We start from the raw sequence: 17,516 nt of genomic DNA on the forward strand, positions 1-17,516 counted from the left end.
CGACGATCGCGAGCCGGCTATATTTAGGACGATCGTCAAACCTAAAGAAGAGGCTCCACACCAGTGAATCTACCCACAGATCTCACTTAAGGGTGTTTTGGAGTAAATGAGTGCTTCTTCTAAGAGTTTTCACTTACACCAGATTGCCACAGTTTCATCTGTAAGAGCAAGATTTTTATCCTGCTTAGGCTTCCAACCTACTACATTTACTTCGTTGCGGTAACTGTCTAAAGTTGAGTACAAGACTTGTAAATATTGGCTTTCATCAAAAATACATAAAATTTTTAATCGAGCTTTATGAAGCTTTGGTAAAGTTCATCCATAAAATATAAAGTTTTTGAGAGAAAGTCGGCTGTTCGGTTCGTTGCTCCTGAAAGCGCGCTGCAAGCTGCTCGGCAGATGCAGAAAGCAGCGGCGGCTACCGCGAGTAGGGATGTGAGCGAGTTTTTTGCCACTCTAAGCAAGCTGTATAACAGGCGATCGGTACTTACGTAGTTTTGACTAAAATTCCGAGTTTTTTAAACCCCTCACCCTCGCATTCCGCGCCATATTTTCCCCCACAGTCCCGGACGCATTAACCCGGTTTTTTAAGGTAATTGGATCATCGAAGCATTGAAAGTCAAAAAAAGAAACTAAGTTTCCTTTCCCGCGCCTGACTTCTAGTAAAAAAAACTGTTTTTACGTAAATCATATTAATTAAAAACCTACATTTCCTTTTTCATTTATAATTATTCTGTCACCCAAAATAGACGGCTCCTATTGACATGAGGAATTTTTAGGAGTAAATATAGGAGAAATAAATACGATCGCACTTTAAGCACAATCTTTAAACACAATGACACCCAACAAACTACATTTGCTCGGATGGTTATTCCTTGTTGGCTGGCTGAGTGCAGCGGCGGGTTCGGCAAACGCGCAACCCATTACCCCGGTACCAGACGGCACTAACACAGTTGTTACTCCCAGCGGCAACCGCTACGACATTTCCGGGGGGGCCTTCAGCGGAGATGGGGCTAATCTTTTTCACAGTTTTACTCAGTTTGGCCTCAGCGAGGCTCAAACGGCTAACTTTCTGACTAATCCCAATATTCAAAATATTTTGGGAAGGATTACTGGGGGTAATCCTTCTTTAATAAATGGCTTAATTCAAGTTACGGGCGGCAATTCCAATTTATTTTTGATGAATCCTGCTGGCATAATTTTCGGGCCGAATGCCAGTCTCAACGTGCCGGGATCTTTTAATGCTACTACGGCGACAGGTATTGGTTTTGGGAACAATCAGTGGTTTAGTGCGATCGGCAATAACAATTGGGCAACTTTAATCGGGGCACCGAATAGTTTTGCGTTTACCAATTTGCAAGGGGGAAGCATTGTTAATGCAGGCAATCTGACGGTGACACCAGGTCAAAGTTTAAGTTTGATCGGCGGTACGGTTGTCAATACGGGTCAGGTAACTGCGCCTAGCGGCAATATTCTGATCAGCGCCGTACCGGGTAACAATTTGGTGCGAATTAGTCAAGCTGGAAATTTATTGAGCTTGGATATTCAGCCGACAGCAAATCAAAGTTCGCTGCCAAACAATTGGACGCAGCCTGTGTTATCTTTGCCGGAGTTGCTGACTGGACAAGGTGTGGCACAGGCGACGGGTTTGACGGTAAATCCCAATGGGGAAGTTGTGTTAACAGGGAATGTTGCTGTGCCGGTAACTGCGGGAACTGCGATCGCATCTGGCAGCGTCAATGTCTCTGGCAACACTGGCGGTACTGTAAATATTTTAGGCGACCAAGTAGGAGTTATTGCAGGCAATATCAATGCTTCTGGGATTAACGGTGGCGGTAATGTACTGATTGGCGGAGATTATCAGGGTTTGGGGACGGTGCCCAGTGCTTCGCGGACTTTTGTTAGCAGCAACTCGACGATTAATGCTGATGCTGTTAGTAATGGGAATGGCGGGCGAGTCATAGTTTGGGCTGATGAAACTACTCGCTTTAATGGCAATATTACGGCCAGAGGTGGCTTGTTTTCTGGGAATGGCGGCTTTGTGGAAGTGTCGGGAAAGCAATCGCTGGATTTTCAAGGATTAGTTGATTTGCGATCGACCTTTGGGATTGCTGGCACCTTATTATTAGATCCTACTGATATTATTATTAGTACAGGTGCGGATACAGGCGGCATTTTAGCAGGGGGAGCATTTACGCCCTCTGCTGCTACTTCTACAATTAATAATGGGACGCTGCAAACACAGCTAGGTTTGGGAAATGTGACTATTTCCACTGCATCGGATTTTCCGAGCCAAGGTAATATTACAGTCAACGCTCCGATTTCTTGGGCTAATAGTAATTCCTTGACTCTGAATGCTAATAATAATATTGCTATTAATAACAATATCACAAGTCAGGGAGGAAATATTACTCTGAATGCTGATAGTGATAATCTAAACGGTGGTGGTGTCCGTATCGTAGGTTCGACGATCGATACTAATGGTGGTAATTTCCTGGGTAATGGTCAGGGGAGCATCGGGGAGGGAATCATTGTCCAGAACAGCACAATTAATGCCGGAAGTGGAAACATTGACCTGAATGGTATTGGTGGCTTAGGTTTTTTCGGCGGAGGAGACGGTGGGGCCGTATTATACAGTAATGGTATTTCGATTGGCGCTAGCACACTACAAACTACTGGCAGCGGCAATATTACTCTCAACGGTACTGGCGGAACCGAACTCACCCCCGAAGGTATGGTTGTTACAGGTACATCTAAGGTGACTTCAGCTAATGGAAATATCAGCCTCACTGGCACAGGTGGAACTGGAAGCGGCAGCAACGGGATTAACATTAATACCACCAGCACAGTGGAATCGATCGGAACAGGGAGTATTACTTTCAACGGTACTGGCGGAAACGGGATAGATGATAATAAAGGGATATCTATTGACAGCAGTACAGTGCGATCGGCTGGGGGAAATGTCAGCCTGACTGGAACAGGTGCGGGGACAGGAATCCAAAATAGAGGCGTTAATCTAAACAACGCTACAGTGGAGTCAACGGCGGGGAACGGGACTGTCACCATCACCGGGACTGGGGGAAATGGGACGAGTGGCAATCAAGGGATAAGGCATTTGGGCAGCACGGTAAAATCCCAGAATGGAGATATCGCCCTAACTGGAACAGGCCAGGGGAGCGCGGACAACAACACGGGTATTTTAGTGGATGGGGTGGTGGAGTCCACAGGCACCGGGAATGTGACTCTGAGGGGTGTTGGCGGCAATGGGACTAATTCCAATGAAGGGATATTCATGGCCGCCACAGTGAAAGCGCTCTCTGGAAATGTAAGTCTGACTGGTACAGGTGGTGGCACTGGGTTTAGCAACGAGGGTATAGAGATATCTTACGGTTTTATCCAAACCGCAGGCTTGGGAAAGGTGACGTTGACGGGGACGGGCAGTGCAGGCACGGACAGTAATTTCGGGATCAGACTCAACTCAGGCAGGGTACGATCGGAGAATGGAGATATTGTTTTAACCGGTACGGGTGTAGGTGCAGCATTTAGCAACTACGGCATTCACTTCCTCACGTTCGAGGGTAGTAGCAGCGTGCAAGCTATGGAAACGGGTAATATTAGTCTCACGGGAAAGGCTAACAACAATTCCATTCCCATTAACCTCACCGAAGGTGTGATTGACGCGACTAAAGGCGGCAAGGTCACTTTGACGGGCGATGAAATTCAATTGTCAGAAACAATTCAAGTTAAAGGTACTGGGACTATCCAGTTGGAGCCGCTTACTCCCACTTTAGATATTACTGTGGGCGGTAATACTGCGGACGCTCGTTTGAATCTCAGCACTGCTGAACTCGCGCCTCCGTTTTTAAATGGGTTTTCCCAAATGATTATCGGGCGCACGGGTGGGACGGGGAATATCGCAATTGACCCCGCTGGTGTTACTTTTAATTTCCCCGTCACAATGCAAGCTGGCACAATTGCAGTCGATGGAAACCTTACAGGTGTAAACAACGCTTCAATAACTTTTAAGGCTCCAACGACTAACTTAAACGCAAATATTCTCACCAACGAACAGAATATTACCTTTGGTGAGCAAGTCTCTCTCCGTACGGGTTCTAATGTCACTCTCGATACTGGGTTAACGGATGCAGGCGACATTAATTTTGGGGGAACGGTTGACGGCGATGGCAACCTAGTTTTGACTACGGGAACAGGTATTATTAATCTCAGCGGGCCAATTGGGACGCCTGTGCCATTGCGTTCCCTGAAAATAGAAAATTCTCTCAATGTTACCAGTCCCAACCCGATCGCAATTACAACTACAGGCGATATTACTGCTGGCGATATCACAAATCCCGGACGGGCGATCGCCCTTACCAGCACTAAGGGCAATATTGATACGACTGCAGGGGCAATTGATACCACATCCAGTACCGGAAATGGTGGCCCGATTACACTCAGTGCCAACAATATTAATGCTAGTAATCTTAACTCCAGTTCCACTGCTGGTAATGGCGGAAAAATCACCCTCACAGGTCAAACAGGCAACATTTTTGCATACTCAGGAGTAGTTAATTCCAGTTCTAGTTCCGGTGCCGCTGGAGATATCGCGATCGCAACTCCCAATGAAGTTGGGATAAATAGCATTGATGCTAATGGATTGCCCGGTACTGGAAATATTAGCATTACCGGGAATGAGATTGGCTTTTCGGGAGCAGGTTCCGCCCAGAGTAAAGGGAGTTTTTCAATTCAGCCTTTTTCGCCAAATTTCGGAATTCGCTTCCAGGCTGGACTTGGTGACGATCCGCAGGCGATCGATATAGGAGCACCGTTTTTATCCTCCTTGCGTAATGGCTTTAGTGCCATTGTTTTCGGAGGGAACACTACTACAGGCAATATCACTGTAGAGAATTTGCCAGTATCTTTTGCCGATCCTGTGACTTTCAATACTCAAGGCACAATTTTTCTCAATCCCAATCAATCGATTTCGGGAACTGATAATGCTTCAATTACTCTCAATGCTACAACTAATAACTTAAATGGCAGTATTACCACCCAATCTCAAGATATCACAATTAACGGTAATACCTTAGTTGGAGATAGCGTCTTAGTCAGTAATGGCATTTCAGCAGGTGGCAGTATTCTGTTTAACAATAACATTGATGGCAGTGGCAATCTCACTTTAGAAACAGGTACTGGAAAAATTGAGGTTAAAGGTTTGATCGGCGACGCGACAGTATTAGGAAATCTCACCGTCAAAAGTGCTGGTTCAACTACATTTAATGCTGTCAAGTCTACCACTTTTACCACAAATCCTGGCGGTACAACCGAACTGAAGGCCGATGTCACTACAACTGGCACTCAAACTTATGGAGATGCAGTTACAATTGCCAACAATCCGATTCTCGCAGGCAGCGACATTACTTTCGATACTACTGTTAACGGCAGCAGCGATTTGACGGCGAATGCGGTTAGCGGTAATCTTACATTCAATGGTGCTGCAAGTGTGATCGGCAATTTAACAGCTAAGTCTACAGGAACAACCGCATTGAATCAAACAGTCAATGCCGCGAGTTTGACTACAGATGCTGGCGGCACAACTCAACTCAATGGCAATGTGACTACAACCGGCAGTCAAACTTATGGAGATGCAATTACAATTGCCAACAATCCAATTCTTGCAGGCAGCGACATTACTTTCAACGATACTGTTAACGGCAGCAGCGATTTAACAGCTAACTCTACAGGAACAACCGCATTTAATAAAACAGTCAATGCCGCGAGTTTGACTACAGATGCTGGCGGCACAACTCAACTCAATGGCAATGTGACTACAACGGGCGCTCAAACTTATGGAGATGCAGTTACAATTGCCAACAATCCGATTCTTTCAGGTGACAGCATAACTTTCAATAATACTGTTAACGGCAGCAGCGATTTGACTGTAAAAGCCGCTAGCGGTGATGTTACATTCAATGGTGCCGTTGGGAATCCAACAAATGCGATCGGCAATTTAACAGCTAACTCTACAGGAACAACCGCATTTAATAAAACAGTCAATGCCGCGAGTTTGACTTCAGATGCTGGCGGCACAACTCAACTTAAAGGCTATGTCACTACAACTGGCCTTCAAACTTATGGAGATGCAGTTACAATTGCCAATAATCCGATTCTCGCAGGCAGCGAAGTTACTTTCAATAATACAGTTGACGTAGCTGGCAATCTGGGTATTGCGGCTGATAATGTTAATCTCAAAGGAACTGTAACAACCACCAATGACGGCACTCTCACAACTACCAATAAGGTGAATCTCAATATTGAGAAAAACCTGAATTTAGACGGTGCATTTATTCAAAATGGCGGTGGAACCACTGCGGTTAGCGGAAATATCACCACAACTAATGATAACATTAGTTTTAGCGATCCGGTGACATTAAAAGCTCCTGTAAATTTTACACTGGGAGATGCAGCTATTACTTTCGGTTCTACTGTATCGGCAGGTAGTAACCCTCTGAATTTAACAGCAGGTGAAATTAATTTTTCGGGTAATGTTTCTGGTACTGGTGCGTTAACGCTGCAACCCGCAACAGCAGGACAAAATATTGTTGTTGGCGCAATTGATAACAATACTAGCGCTTTAGATTTGACTGCATCGGAACTTAATTTGATTCAAAATGGATTTAGCTCGATCGCGATCGGACGATCGGATAGCAGTGCCAATATTAGTGTTCCCTTTAATCTCACATTTTTAGATCCAGTAAATATTCAAACGGGAACTGGTACGATCGCACTTGATGGCACTATTACCGGCAATGACAACAGCAGCATTGCTCTTAACGCTGCCACAATTAATTTGAATTATGGCATCAATACCAATAAAAATCCGCTCGCTCTCAACGGCACGGTAACACTCGGCAACGCGATTAATCTCAGTACCAGCGGCGGAGATATTAAGATAACGGGTGCGATAGACGGTAATCATTTGTTGAACTTAGATGCCGCTACAGGCAATGTGTTGGTGCAAGGAAATATCGGAGGAACAGCACCACTTTCTGTTTTGAATGTTACGGCAACGCAGGCAGAATTCACTAACGGTAATATTGCGAGCAATTCGGGTTTTAATATTGCTGCTGCCAGCACTAAGTTGGGTGGCAATGTTACTACTAATAATGGCAATATCAATATTAACGGTGTTCTCGGGTTGACAAAAGATGCGATATTGAGTACGGCTGGAGGGAATATTGCCTTTGGAGGTGCGATCGACAGTATTGATGCGGCCCGCAACTTAAATCTGGATGCAGGTAGCGGCAGCATCACTTTCAACGGTTCGGTGGGGGCCACCAGCAAGTTAGGAAATCTTGCGATCGAAAATGCTGGCAATGTGACAGGAAACTCGACAATTAACGCGCAACAATTGACGGCACTAAACACGGAAAAAGTCAATTTATGGGGAGATGTCACCGCCGCCAAAGTCGATATTACTGCCAAGGGCGATATAACCGTTAAAAATATTACTGCTAATGGCGGAGAAATTCTCTTTACAAGCGGTAACAATTTCACCGCCGGCAATTTGAATACATCGGCAAACAGTGGCGGCAACATAACAGTTAAGGCGATAACTTCAATTACCACCGGACAAATTAACTCTAGCGGTATAGTCGGAAATGCCGGCAATGTGTTCTTAGATCCGATCGGCGATATTCAAGTAGAGTTTATCAATGCCCAAGGCGGTACAGGCAGCACCGGTGGCGAGGTGACAGCAATAACAGGCAATTTTTTCCGCGCTACGGGTACTTTTTCCACCCCACTGTCGCCCACGGGATTTGCTAGCATTTCTACTGCTGGCGGCGCCGGTGGTGGCAAAATTACAATTGTGCACGCTGGGGGAGATGGAGGGACGCCGATTCAACCGTTTGTGGTGGGGGATGCTGCTAGCAACGGTACGGCGGGTGCAATTACAACGGGACAATCTACCATTACATCGCAGTCGTTTCCGCGTTCTAGTAGTGTGGGTAATATTGTGTTTTCGACTGACGACGCGATCGATCCGACGCCAACGCCAACTCCAACTCCGGTAGTAACTCCAACTCCCACTCCGAGTGAAACTCCAACTCCGGTAGTAACTCCAACTCCCACTCCGAGTGAAACTCCAACTCCGGTAGTAACTCCAACTCCGACTCCGAGTGAAACTCCAACTCCGGTAGTAACTCCAACTCCGACTCCGAATGAAACTCCAACTCCGGTACTAACTCCGACTCCCACTCCAAGTGTCACTCCCACTCCGGTACTAACTCCGACTCCCACTCCAGTTGTCACTCCAACTCCGGTACTAACTCCAACTCCCACTCCAGGTGTCACTCCAACTCCGACTCCGAGTGAAACTCCAACTCCGGTAGTAACTCCAACTCCGACTCCGAGTGAAACTCCCACTCCGCTAGTAACTCCAACTCCCACTCCAAGTGTCACTCCAACTCCGGTAGTAACTCCAACTCCGACTCCGAGTGAAACTCCCACTCCGCTAGTAACTCCCAATCCCACTCCAAGTGTCACTCCCAATCCCACTCCAAGTGTCACTCCCACTCCAAGTGTCACTCCCAATCCCACTCCAAGTGTCACTCCCACTCCCGCTCCGAGTGTCACTCCCACTCCAAGTGTCACTCCCACTCCGATCGATCCTACGGAAATACAAGTGCCCGGACCTGTGACAGCAACAACATCGCCCACAGCCGCAGATACACCCGCACCGCAAGGAGAATCTTCAACCCCTGATTCAGAAGACTTTCAACCCCCGAAAACTCCACCGCTAGACAATCCCGGTGTTGCTGCTACCGATCGAGTTTTAACCATCGATCAAAGTATCACCAGTCAATTACCCGCGGACATCGTACCGTCCCCACCAGAATCAAAACAACCACCAACAGTCAATCCTACTTCTAATTTAGTTCTGGGATATGTTCCGTCTCCCGATGGACTTTTTGAAGCTAACGACATACAGAACATAGTCTGGCGAATCGAAGAAATGAGGAATCAAGAATTTGGAGAATACCTGGGGGTAAAAGCCAATCTCCCAGAGGAAAAACTCTTGATTTCGACATTCCAACAAACCTTACAAAATATTGAACAGCAAACCGGCAAGCGGTCTGGTATTATCTACATAGTCTCGCGAGAAGATCGACTGGAACTAATTTTAGTTCCTCCGGTCGGCCGGCCGATTCACTACAGCGTCCCCGAAGCCAACAGAGCAGCTCTTTTCCCTACCGTCCAGGAGTTGCGAGCTGAAATCACCAATCCTGCAAAACGCGCTAGTACCAGTTATCTACCCGCAGCCCAGCAACTATATAAATGGGCGATCGCACCCCTAGAAAAAGACTTACAAAACTTAGGAATTCAAACTTTATTACTGTCAGTCGATCCCGGATTGCGGAGCCTGCCCTTTGCCGCATTGCACGACGGTAAAGGCTTCTTGATTGAAAAATACAGTTTCAGCCTAATTCCAAGTTTTAGTTCGACTAATACCGATTATAAAGCTGTTAGAGACGCCACAGTGCTAGCAATGGGAAGGTCAGAATTTGTTGACCAACAGCCCTTGCCCAATGTGCCGATCGAACTGCAGGCGATTTCGGCTCAGTGGCAGAGCCCATCTTTCCTCAATTCTACTTTCACTTTAGATAATCTCAAGTCGGAACACACCAAGGGAGGATTTCGGATCGTTCACCTAGCAACTCACGCTGAATTCAAACCGGGAAAAGCGAGCAATTCCTACATTCAAATGTGGAATTCCAAATTGCAGCTCGATCGCATGGAGAGTTTGAATTGGCGAAATCCGCAGGTAGACTTGTTAGTATTAAGTGCTTGTAGAACTGCTATGGGCGATCGGGAAGCAGAATTAGGTTTTGGAGGTTTAGCAGTAAAATCCGGCGCGAAATCTGCTTTAGGGAGTTTGTGGTATGTTGACGATGGAGGCACTTTGGGGCTGATGAGCGAATTTTACCACCAGTTGCGAGGAACCACAACTAAGGCAGAAGCTTTGCAACTGGCTCAACAAGCAATAATGTCCGGTAAAGTACGACTGGAAAACGGACAGTTAGTAACAACAGGCGGCAAGTTAAATTTACCTGCTAATTTACAACAAACAAACCAAAATTTTTCTCATCCTTACTATTGGAGCAGTTTCACCATGATCGGAAGCCCTTGGTAAGCTGCTATTTTTATCTTTCATTCTCCGCTTCTTAGGGACGAAAGTTTCTACAGTAGCGACAATGCCCGCTTGGGGTAGTTGGGGCGGTTCCCCCGTGGCTGCCCCAATTTCAACCCGCGATCGATCCAGGGGGTTTGGAACTCTCTTTCTGTTTCATCACGATCAAAGTAATATCATCAAAAACCTTCCGATCGCCAATATACTGCCGCACATCATCTATCACAGATTACCTAATGGCAATAGCAGGTAAGTAGACTTACCTGCTAATTTACAACAAGAAAAACAATAGTTTTCCGCTCTTTATTGCTGGAGTGTTTTCACGGTGAGAGTTTTTTTGTAACCCCCATATTTTAAGTAGCAAATTTGTTCGTTCAACAATCATCTCTAACCCGCAGATGCTCTATCTAGGGCTGCTTTGTCTCGGATTGGGTGCCGCAGTTCCGTAATTGACTCGACAGCCGATATTGAACAAACTCGAACTGCACTCAAGAGGGACAATCTGCTGATCGAGGAGGGCGCTGCAACTGACATACTCGTCGTTATTAGTATCTCTTACCATACATTCGATCGGGTTAGCTCCCGATCGCGCCGACCAACTCTTCATACCTACCACTGCAATCATATGCTGCCAGTAGAAAGCAAATAGCAAAACTCCCAAAAGTACAGCAACGGCTAATCCTGCTTTCAACTTCCAACTATTTAGGATGTTTCCCAAACTATTTTTCACGTTTTCCACTCCCGAAATTGAGCTTTCGGTAGTTATTTCGGGAGTTGTCAAGTTTGTTTGTGTTTGTTCTGCTGGAACTTCCGACATAATGTATCTCCTATGATTGCTGGGATTTGGCTAAGCGGGCAGTGGCGATCGCTATTGCAAACTCTATCAAATTTTAGCAAAACTAGCCAGTACCGACAACCGATTCGGGCAGCACCGCCGGGGAAGTAGGTATATTGACCAAGTGCGATCCTCTTCGTTGGCGTAGCCCCCGTAGGGGCGGGCTTCGCTAACGCAATTTCTATGCCTTTTGAGGTATTGCCCAATTCGCGATCGGCTATTTGGCACCTAGGGAAATAGAATGGTTGGCGATGTTCTCGGAAAACGGCTCAAGTGAATCAGCTTTTTTACGAACCGCAGACGGCGCAGAGGGCGCAGAGAAAGAAAAAAGAGAGATATATTGACTTTCACCAATCATTTAGGGTTTCGATAGCAATTCTAATAACTCAGCTTCCGAAAGTAGTTCGATTCCCAAAGATTGAGCCTTTTCTAACTTAGAACCCGCATCTTCTCCCACAACAACATAATCAGTTTTAGCACTCACAGAACTTGTGACCTTACCTCCTGCTTTTTGAATCAAATCTTTAGCTTCATCTCGTTTCAGAGTGGGTAAAGTTCCCGTCAGCACAAAAGTTTTGCCTGCAAGTTGTAAATTTGTGCTCGCTAAATTTTGATTTTTAACTTCTGACTGCAATTGCAAGCCCGCAGTTTTCAACCGTGCAATTAAACTTTGATTTGCCGACACTCGAAACCACTGATAAACCGCTTGAGCAATTTCCGGCCCGATGCCGTAAACGCCCTCAATCGATGCCGCCGATACCGCTGCTAACTCTTCCACATTTGCAAACCTTTCTGCCAGCAATTGAGCGTTCACACTGCCGACGTGGCGGATGCCCAAGCCGTAAAGTACCCGCGAATAAGGTTGATTTTTCGATTGGGCGATCGCACTTACCAACTTTTCTGCTAACTTCTTACCCATGCGTTCCAAACTCATCAATCTTTCCGCAGTCAAATCGTACAAATCCGCCGCAGAATGCACCAAATTGCTATCAACCATTTGCTGCACCAACTTTTCCCCAACACCGTTAATATCCAGAGCATCCCGGCTGCAAAAATGAATCAGCGAACCCCTCAAAATCGCTGGACAAGATGTATTAATGCAGCGAGTAACGGCCTCCCCCTTTTCCCGAACCACAGGCTGTTCGCATTCGGGACAGCAACTAGGGATTTGGAAAAGTTGAGCATTTTGGGGGCGAAGTTCTGGCAAAACTCGCACAACTTCTGGTATAATTTCCCCAGCTTTTCTAACAATTACAGTATCACCAATGTGGAGATTTAGGTCGGAAAGTCGATCGCTATTATGGAGAGAAGCCCGCGAAACCGTTGTCCCCGCCAACTGCACCGGTTTGAGTTCCGCTACAGGAGTCAGAGCCCCGGTTCTGCCTACTTGCACGGTGACAGCTTCTACTATTGTAGGGACTTCGGCAGCGGGATACTTCAGGGCGATCGCCCAACGCGGAAACCTCTGAGTAAAACCCAATTGTTTTTGCAGCAAAACCGAATTAATCTTAACAACAACCCCATCCGTCATGTAAGGCAAATTCCGCCGCTCAGTATCCCAATATTCGTAATACTCGCGAACCTCATCCAAAGCATAGCAAATTTTGCGATTGGGATTCACCTTAAACCCCATTCGTCGCAACAATTCCAACGAATCCCACTGCGTGTCACCCTCGTTACCCTGATCTAAATGCAGAGTATAAGCAAAGAAATCCAACCGTCGCTTATCCACAATTTTAGAATCCAACTGCCGCAGCGTACCCGCCGCAGCATTGCGAGGATTAGCAAACAATTGTTCCCCAGCTTTTTCCCGTTCCCGATTAATTTCCTCAAACACAGCTAAAGACAAAAAAGCTTCTCCCCGCACTTCCACAACAGGCGGCGGATTATCTAAATTGAGCTTTAAAGGAATCGAGCGAATAGTCTTGACATTTTGAGTAATTTCCTCTCCGGCAATGCCGTCTCCCCGTGTCGCACCACGGACTAAAACTCCATTTTCATAGGTTAACGCTAAAGCAGAACCGTCAATTTTTAACTCGCAAACATAGGAAACCCCCCCCAACCCCCCCTTGCTAAGGGGGGGAGTAATTTCCGTGTTTTCCTGATTGCTAATGGAAGATGTTATTCCCTCTTGTCCCCCCCTTTGATAAGGGGGGGTTAGGGGGGGTGCATTTCCTTCTTGACCGGGGGTTAGGGGGGGCGCTACCCTTTGCCAGCGTTCCTGCCATTTAGCAAATTCCTCAAAATTAAAAGCATTTTCCAAACTGTAGAGAGGAATATTATGTTTGACGCTAAAAAATTGAGTAGCAGGCTGTTCTCCCACCCGCTGAGTCGGACTTTCGGCAGTAATTAATTCCGGATAATCTGATTCTAATTCTTGTAACTGGCGATAAAGTCGATCGTACACTTCATCTGGCATAACGGGCGCATCGAGAACATAATAAGCATAGCTAGCTTCCTGTAGCTGCTGCCTCAACTGTTGAATTTGCTGCTGAATTTCTGCTGCCATATCAATTTAAGGTTGTCGATTTTCGCTGTTAAATTTTTGATTATAACTCTTCATTTTAGCTCAAAAAAAAGGAGCAAGCAACCTATCTGCTGCCAGAGCAATTTTAGATTTGAGAGGATTAATCTCAATTTGAGCTAAAAACAAAGATCCAGCAACTAGAAAATCAAAACTTATCCTAATTATCACCCTGCCCAAAAACGGATAATTAATTTCCGACAGGAGTCGCCCGTCGGCCAAAATTTTCGACTCTTGTTCAACCTCCCAGATTCATCTATGGAGTAAATTTCCAATCCTTCGACTGATTGAAAGCCGAAAGTTGTGCCCAACATATCACACCGAATTCTCAATCTTAAAATCCACTGACTCGCCTTTATAGCTGCCGAATATTGGGCGTAAATCATCACAAATTCAAGTCTTCAAACTCGGAAAATTTCTTGTTTTCCCCGGACATGGAAGGTTGCAGATTCTCACTGTTTTTTTCGGCGCTCAAGTTGCTATTGGCGCGGGATTTGGTGAATTCTTGAGCGTTTGGCTTGGTGAAAGCGAGCGGTTCAGCGTGTTCAACCTGAAATACGTTGGCGTAGAGGTTGGCAATAATCTGTTTGCCTCCCTGGGTCAATTCCAAGTAGTTCAAAGCTGCTGGAATGTAAGGAAAAACTCCATTCCAATAAAACTTGGCGTAATTTTGTCGCAAATCTCCAGGAGACTTGTAGCCCAAGATTTTATTAGTGCCGACTTCCTCAAATTCGTAGAACAGGGCACTTATTTTTCGCAGGTAATTTGGGTCGCTCAACTGACCGATCAAATCGGCGGCTCTAGCGAGTCCAGAATAATTGTTTCTGTCTTGATGAGTTTCGCTAGCAGGAACTGGAAAGCGCGTCAATTCAATATTGCGCTTGATTTGTTCGGCATCAATTAATGTGTGGCCGCCGAAGCGTTCGTCAATTACGAGTTTTCCTCGATCGACATGATAAGGAGTTAAACTGGCAGAAGTTGCGCCGATCGGCACAGAAACCATGCCCCCGTCAATACCCGTAGCGTAGAGTCCCACAGCTTCTTGGTCTTGGCGACAAACACCTTTGACGTAGCCGATATCGTGGCACAGCAGCGAAATCAGGTAGTGCAGCCAATCTTCCGGCGACACTCCCCCTTCGCGAATATGCTTGCCGCGGAGAATCTCTTGTCCCACCAAAGCCACGAGCATTGTGTGTTCCACATTGTGGTACAGAGCATCGCAGTTAGCGATATTTTCCAGAGCCATAGTCCCTGCCCAGGCGATAATTTCAGGGTAGTCAGGCTTGTACTTGCCGTAGGTGCGACGGTAGCCGGCCTGCAGCTCTTGCACAAAAGCGTCAATCAGGATAGCAGTTGCATTGAACATCATAAATTCTCTCACTCAGGCTGTAGTTACAAACTTGATCGACAATATCTTGCATAGCTGAAAAAATAATCAATGGGCATTCCACCAGGTTTGACCCCTCGGCGTTAAATTTTAAATTTCAGCTAGCCTTGTAAAATCAGAAAATTACTTTTAGGCTATGCTTCCCAAGATAACCTAATTTCCGAAGCATCCGAACCAACAGATCGATTTTTCGGCATTAAATATTGGCGAAACAATTTACATCGTTTCACCGACTAATTATTAGAAGTCCTAGGTGTGAAAGTTATGAACTGTCTGTTTCGGAGTCTCTCCACTGCTGCCCTTCGCACTCGGCGGTCGATCGCCCCAAAATACCTAGGATTGTTTGCATTCACGGCTGTTTGCACTGCCACACCGGCAATGGGTGCCGAGCGAATTTACGTAACTTACGGGGCGCTAGAAGAATCAGTTCCCATCGAATCCCTGGCACTCTTCGCCCAAGAAGGCAAAATAGACTCGAACTTGGATGGCTTCGCTCAGTACATCAAAGAATCTCAGCTAGCTGAGATTCGCAGCGCCCTGCAAGCGAAAGCTGAAATCAGCCAGGTGACGATCGCCCAATTTCTCTACACACCTCAAGGAGAAGTGCTGCTGAGACGCTTAGGCCGAGTAATTCAAACCAAAGCTCGGCAGCCTGGATTTTATGCCATCCGAGCCGCCCTGATTTTAGCAGCCTCAGATCCAGAAGGCCTGACAATTCTCAACGTGCTGCGGAAATTCCCCACCTATGGCATCAGGATTGACATCGCCCGCGCCTTGGGTATCGCCAACGAGCTGACATCGCTGATCAACCGTTCCAATCAGACGATCGCCGGAGTCGCCCAGTTGTCCGAAGTACAAGCAGCCTCAGAACCCGCCATACCGCCCGCCGAAATGCTGCAGCCCCAGCTACCGGGCCCCTATACTTGGAAAAAATCATCGGTAACTGTGACGAGTCCAAATCGCCCTCGCACCTTTGATATGGACATTTACCTGCCGCAGGGCAGCCAGCAACCGGCCCCAGTAGTAGTAATTTCACACGGTTTAGGTTCTGATCGCCTTTCCTTCGAGTATTTAGCAAAACACCTAGCCTCCTACGGCTTTGCCGTCGCCGTCCCCGAACACCCCGGCAGCAACGCCCAACAAATCCAAAACTTAGTAACAGGCAGAGCCACTGAAGTAGCAGAACCAGCAGAATTTATCAACCGCCCCCTCGACATCAAAGACCTGCTCGATTATTTAACCAAACTTTCTACAACCGATCCGACCTACCAAGGGCAGCTCGACTTGCAGCGAGTCGGCGTCATCGGCCAGTCTTTCGGTGGCTATACGGCTTTAGCATTAGCCGGGGCGGGGATTAATTTTGCACAGCTAGACAATGATTGCCGGCTCGAAAACGATACTTGGAACCTCTCCCTACTGTTGCAGTGTCGCGCCCGCGGACTAGATCGCAACCAGTACAATTTCGACGACCCGCGCATCAAAGCTGTGATCGCCGTCAACCCGATCGTCAGCAGCATTCTTGGAGAAACAAACCTCAGCACAATCCAAATCCCAGTCATGGTAATCGCAGGCAGCGCCGATACCGTCGCCCCCGCTTTCCTCGAACAAATTCAACCGTTCACATGGCTGACATCGCTCAACAAATATCTGGTATTGATGATCAACGGGACTCACTTCTCAACGATCGAGGAATCCCCTCAAAGCCTATTTCTGCCACCACCACAGGCGATCGGACCTGAGCCAGCTTTAGCCCGCCGCTACCTCAGCGGACTCAGCCTAGCTTTCATGGAAAGCTATTTGAACAACAAATCAAATTTCCGCCCGTATTTGGAGCCATCCTACGCTTTAAGCATCTCCCGAGACACTCTTGGACTGAGAATTTTGCGATCGCTCACCCCCCAGCAACTCCTGCAGTTCAGGATTTCTCCACCTCCTCGCATCCCTGCCTCTCCACCTGTCCTCGCTCCTGTTCCTCTACCTTCTCCTCCTCCGATAGCTCCCGTTCGTTAGGGTTGAGGTGCGCCGCGTGTGCACGCTGTCGTCTATTTTCGCACGGGGGCGATGGCGTCCCGCCCCGCAAGCTAGGGCCCTGTCTCTGGTTTCATCAGCTTTCCTAATCACAGTCATCAGTTTAACTGTCGTCAAACCTCTTTACAAACGTTAACAATACCGTTAATAATAGAAACATCATCCGAACATTGACAACCAAATACAGCAATCATAAAACCATGACAACAACCTTACAGCAGCGCGAAAGCGCCAACGTCTGGGAACGCTTTTGTGAGTGGGTAACATCAACCGACAACCGGATTTACATCGGTTGGTTCGGAGTCTTGATGATTCCTACCCTCCTGAGCGCCACCATCTGCTACATCATCGCCTTCATCGCAGCCCCTCCAGTGGACATCGACGGCATCCGTGAACCAGTAGCAGGTTCCTTAATGTACGGTAACAACATCATCACAGGTGCAGTTGTTCCCTCATCTAACGCCATCGGCCTTCACTTCTACCCAATCTGGGAAGCAGCTTCCCTCGATGAGTGGTTGTACAACGGCGGCCCCTACCAATTGGTAGTATT

5 protein-coding genes and 1 pseudogene are annotated in these 17,516 nt (G+C 46.9%); 3 read left to right on the top strand and 3 right to left on the bottom strand.

All coding sequences use genetic code 11. The features are described 5' to 3' along the window. The first annotated feature begins 835 nt into the window (after positions 1-835). Positions 836-10,195 (top strand): CHAT domain-containing protein, encoded by a 9,360-nt coding sequence (locus QUA74_RS06590; protein WP_333326279.1) that lies wholly within the window; start codon positions 836-838, stop codon positions 10,193-10,195. Positions 10,196-10,595: 400 nt separating this feature from the next. Here QUA74_RS06590 and QUA74_RS06595 read toward each other — a convergent pair whose 3' ends face one another. The 3 genes from QUA74_RS06595 to QUA74_RS06605 form a co-directional block, all read right to left on the bottom strand. Then, positions 10,596-11,009, bottom strand: coding sequence for a hypothetical protein (locus QUA74_RS06595; RefSeq protein ID WP_333326281.1), 414 nt, complete (start codon positions 11,007-11,009; stop codon positions 10,596-10,598). A gap of 376 nt (positions 11,010-11,385) precedes the next feature. Next, complete coding sequence (gene ligA / locus QUA74_RS06600; RefSeq protein ID WP_333326283.1) at positions 11,386-13,536, bottom strand: NAD-dependent DNA ligase LigA; 2,151 nt, start codon at positions 13,534-13,536, stop codon at positions 11,386-11,388. Between the two features lie 400 nt (positions 13,537-13,936). After that, complete coding sequence (locus tag QUA74_RS06605) at positions 13,937-14,917, bottom strand: Npun_R2479 family HD domain-containing metalloprotein (RefSeq protein ID WP_333326295.1); 981 nt, start codon at positions 14,915-14,917, stop codon at positions 13,937-13,939. A 285-nt stretch (positions 14,918-15,202) separates the two neighbouring features. Here QUA74_RS06605 and QUA74_RS06610 point away from each other — a divergent pair, with 285 nt between their 5' ends. Together QUA74_RS06610 and QUA74_RS06615 are read left to right on the top strand one after the other, a co-directional pair. Continuing rightward, positions 15,203-16,948 carry an alpha/beta hydrolase gene (locus QUA74_RS06610; protein WP_333326285.1) on the top strand — a complete coding sequence of 582 codons (1,746 nt, stop codon included), beginning with the start codon at positions 15,203-15,205 and terminating at the stop codon, positions 16,946-16,948. A gap of 218 nt (positions 16,949-17,166) precedes the next feature. Then, positions 17,167-17,516: pseudogene (locus tag QUA74_RS06615) on the top strand (photosystem II q(b) protein); the annotation flags it as partial.

This window comes from Microcoleus sp. LAD1_D3, assembly GCF_036702135.1.
GTDB lineage: Bacteria > Cyanobacteriota > Cyanobacteriia > Cyanobacteriales > Microcoleaceae > Microcoleus.

Excerpts from the sequence above, each read along its gene's own strand:
- QUA74_RS06605 (WP_333326295.1), bottom strand. The coding sequence starts at position 14,917 with ATGTTCAATGCAACTGCTATCCTGATTGACGCTTTTGTGCAAGAGCTG.
- ligA (WP_333326283.1), bottom strand. The coding sequence starts at position 13,536 with ATGGCAGCAGAAATTCAGCAGCAAATTCAACAGTTGAGGCAGCAGCTA.
- QUA74_RS06595 (WP_333326281.1), bottom strand. The coding sequence starts at position 11,009 with ATGTCGGAAGTTCCAGCAGAACAAACACAAACAAACTTGACAACTCCC.
- QUA74_RS06610 (WP_333326285.1), top strand. The coding sequence starts at position 15,203 with ATGAACTGTCTGTTTCGGAGTCTCTCCACTGCTGCCCTTCGCACTCGG.
- QUA74_RS06590 (WP_333326279.1), top strand. The coding sequence starts at position 836 with ATGACACCCAACAAACTACATTTGCTCGGATGGTTATTCCTTGTTGGC.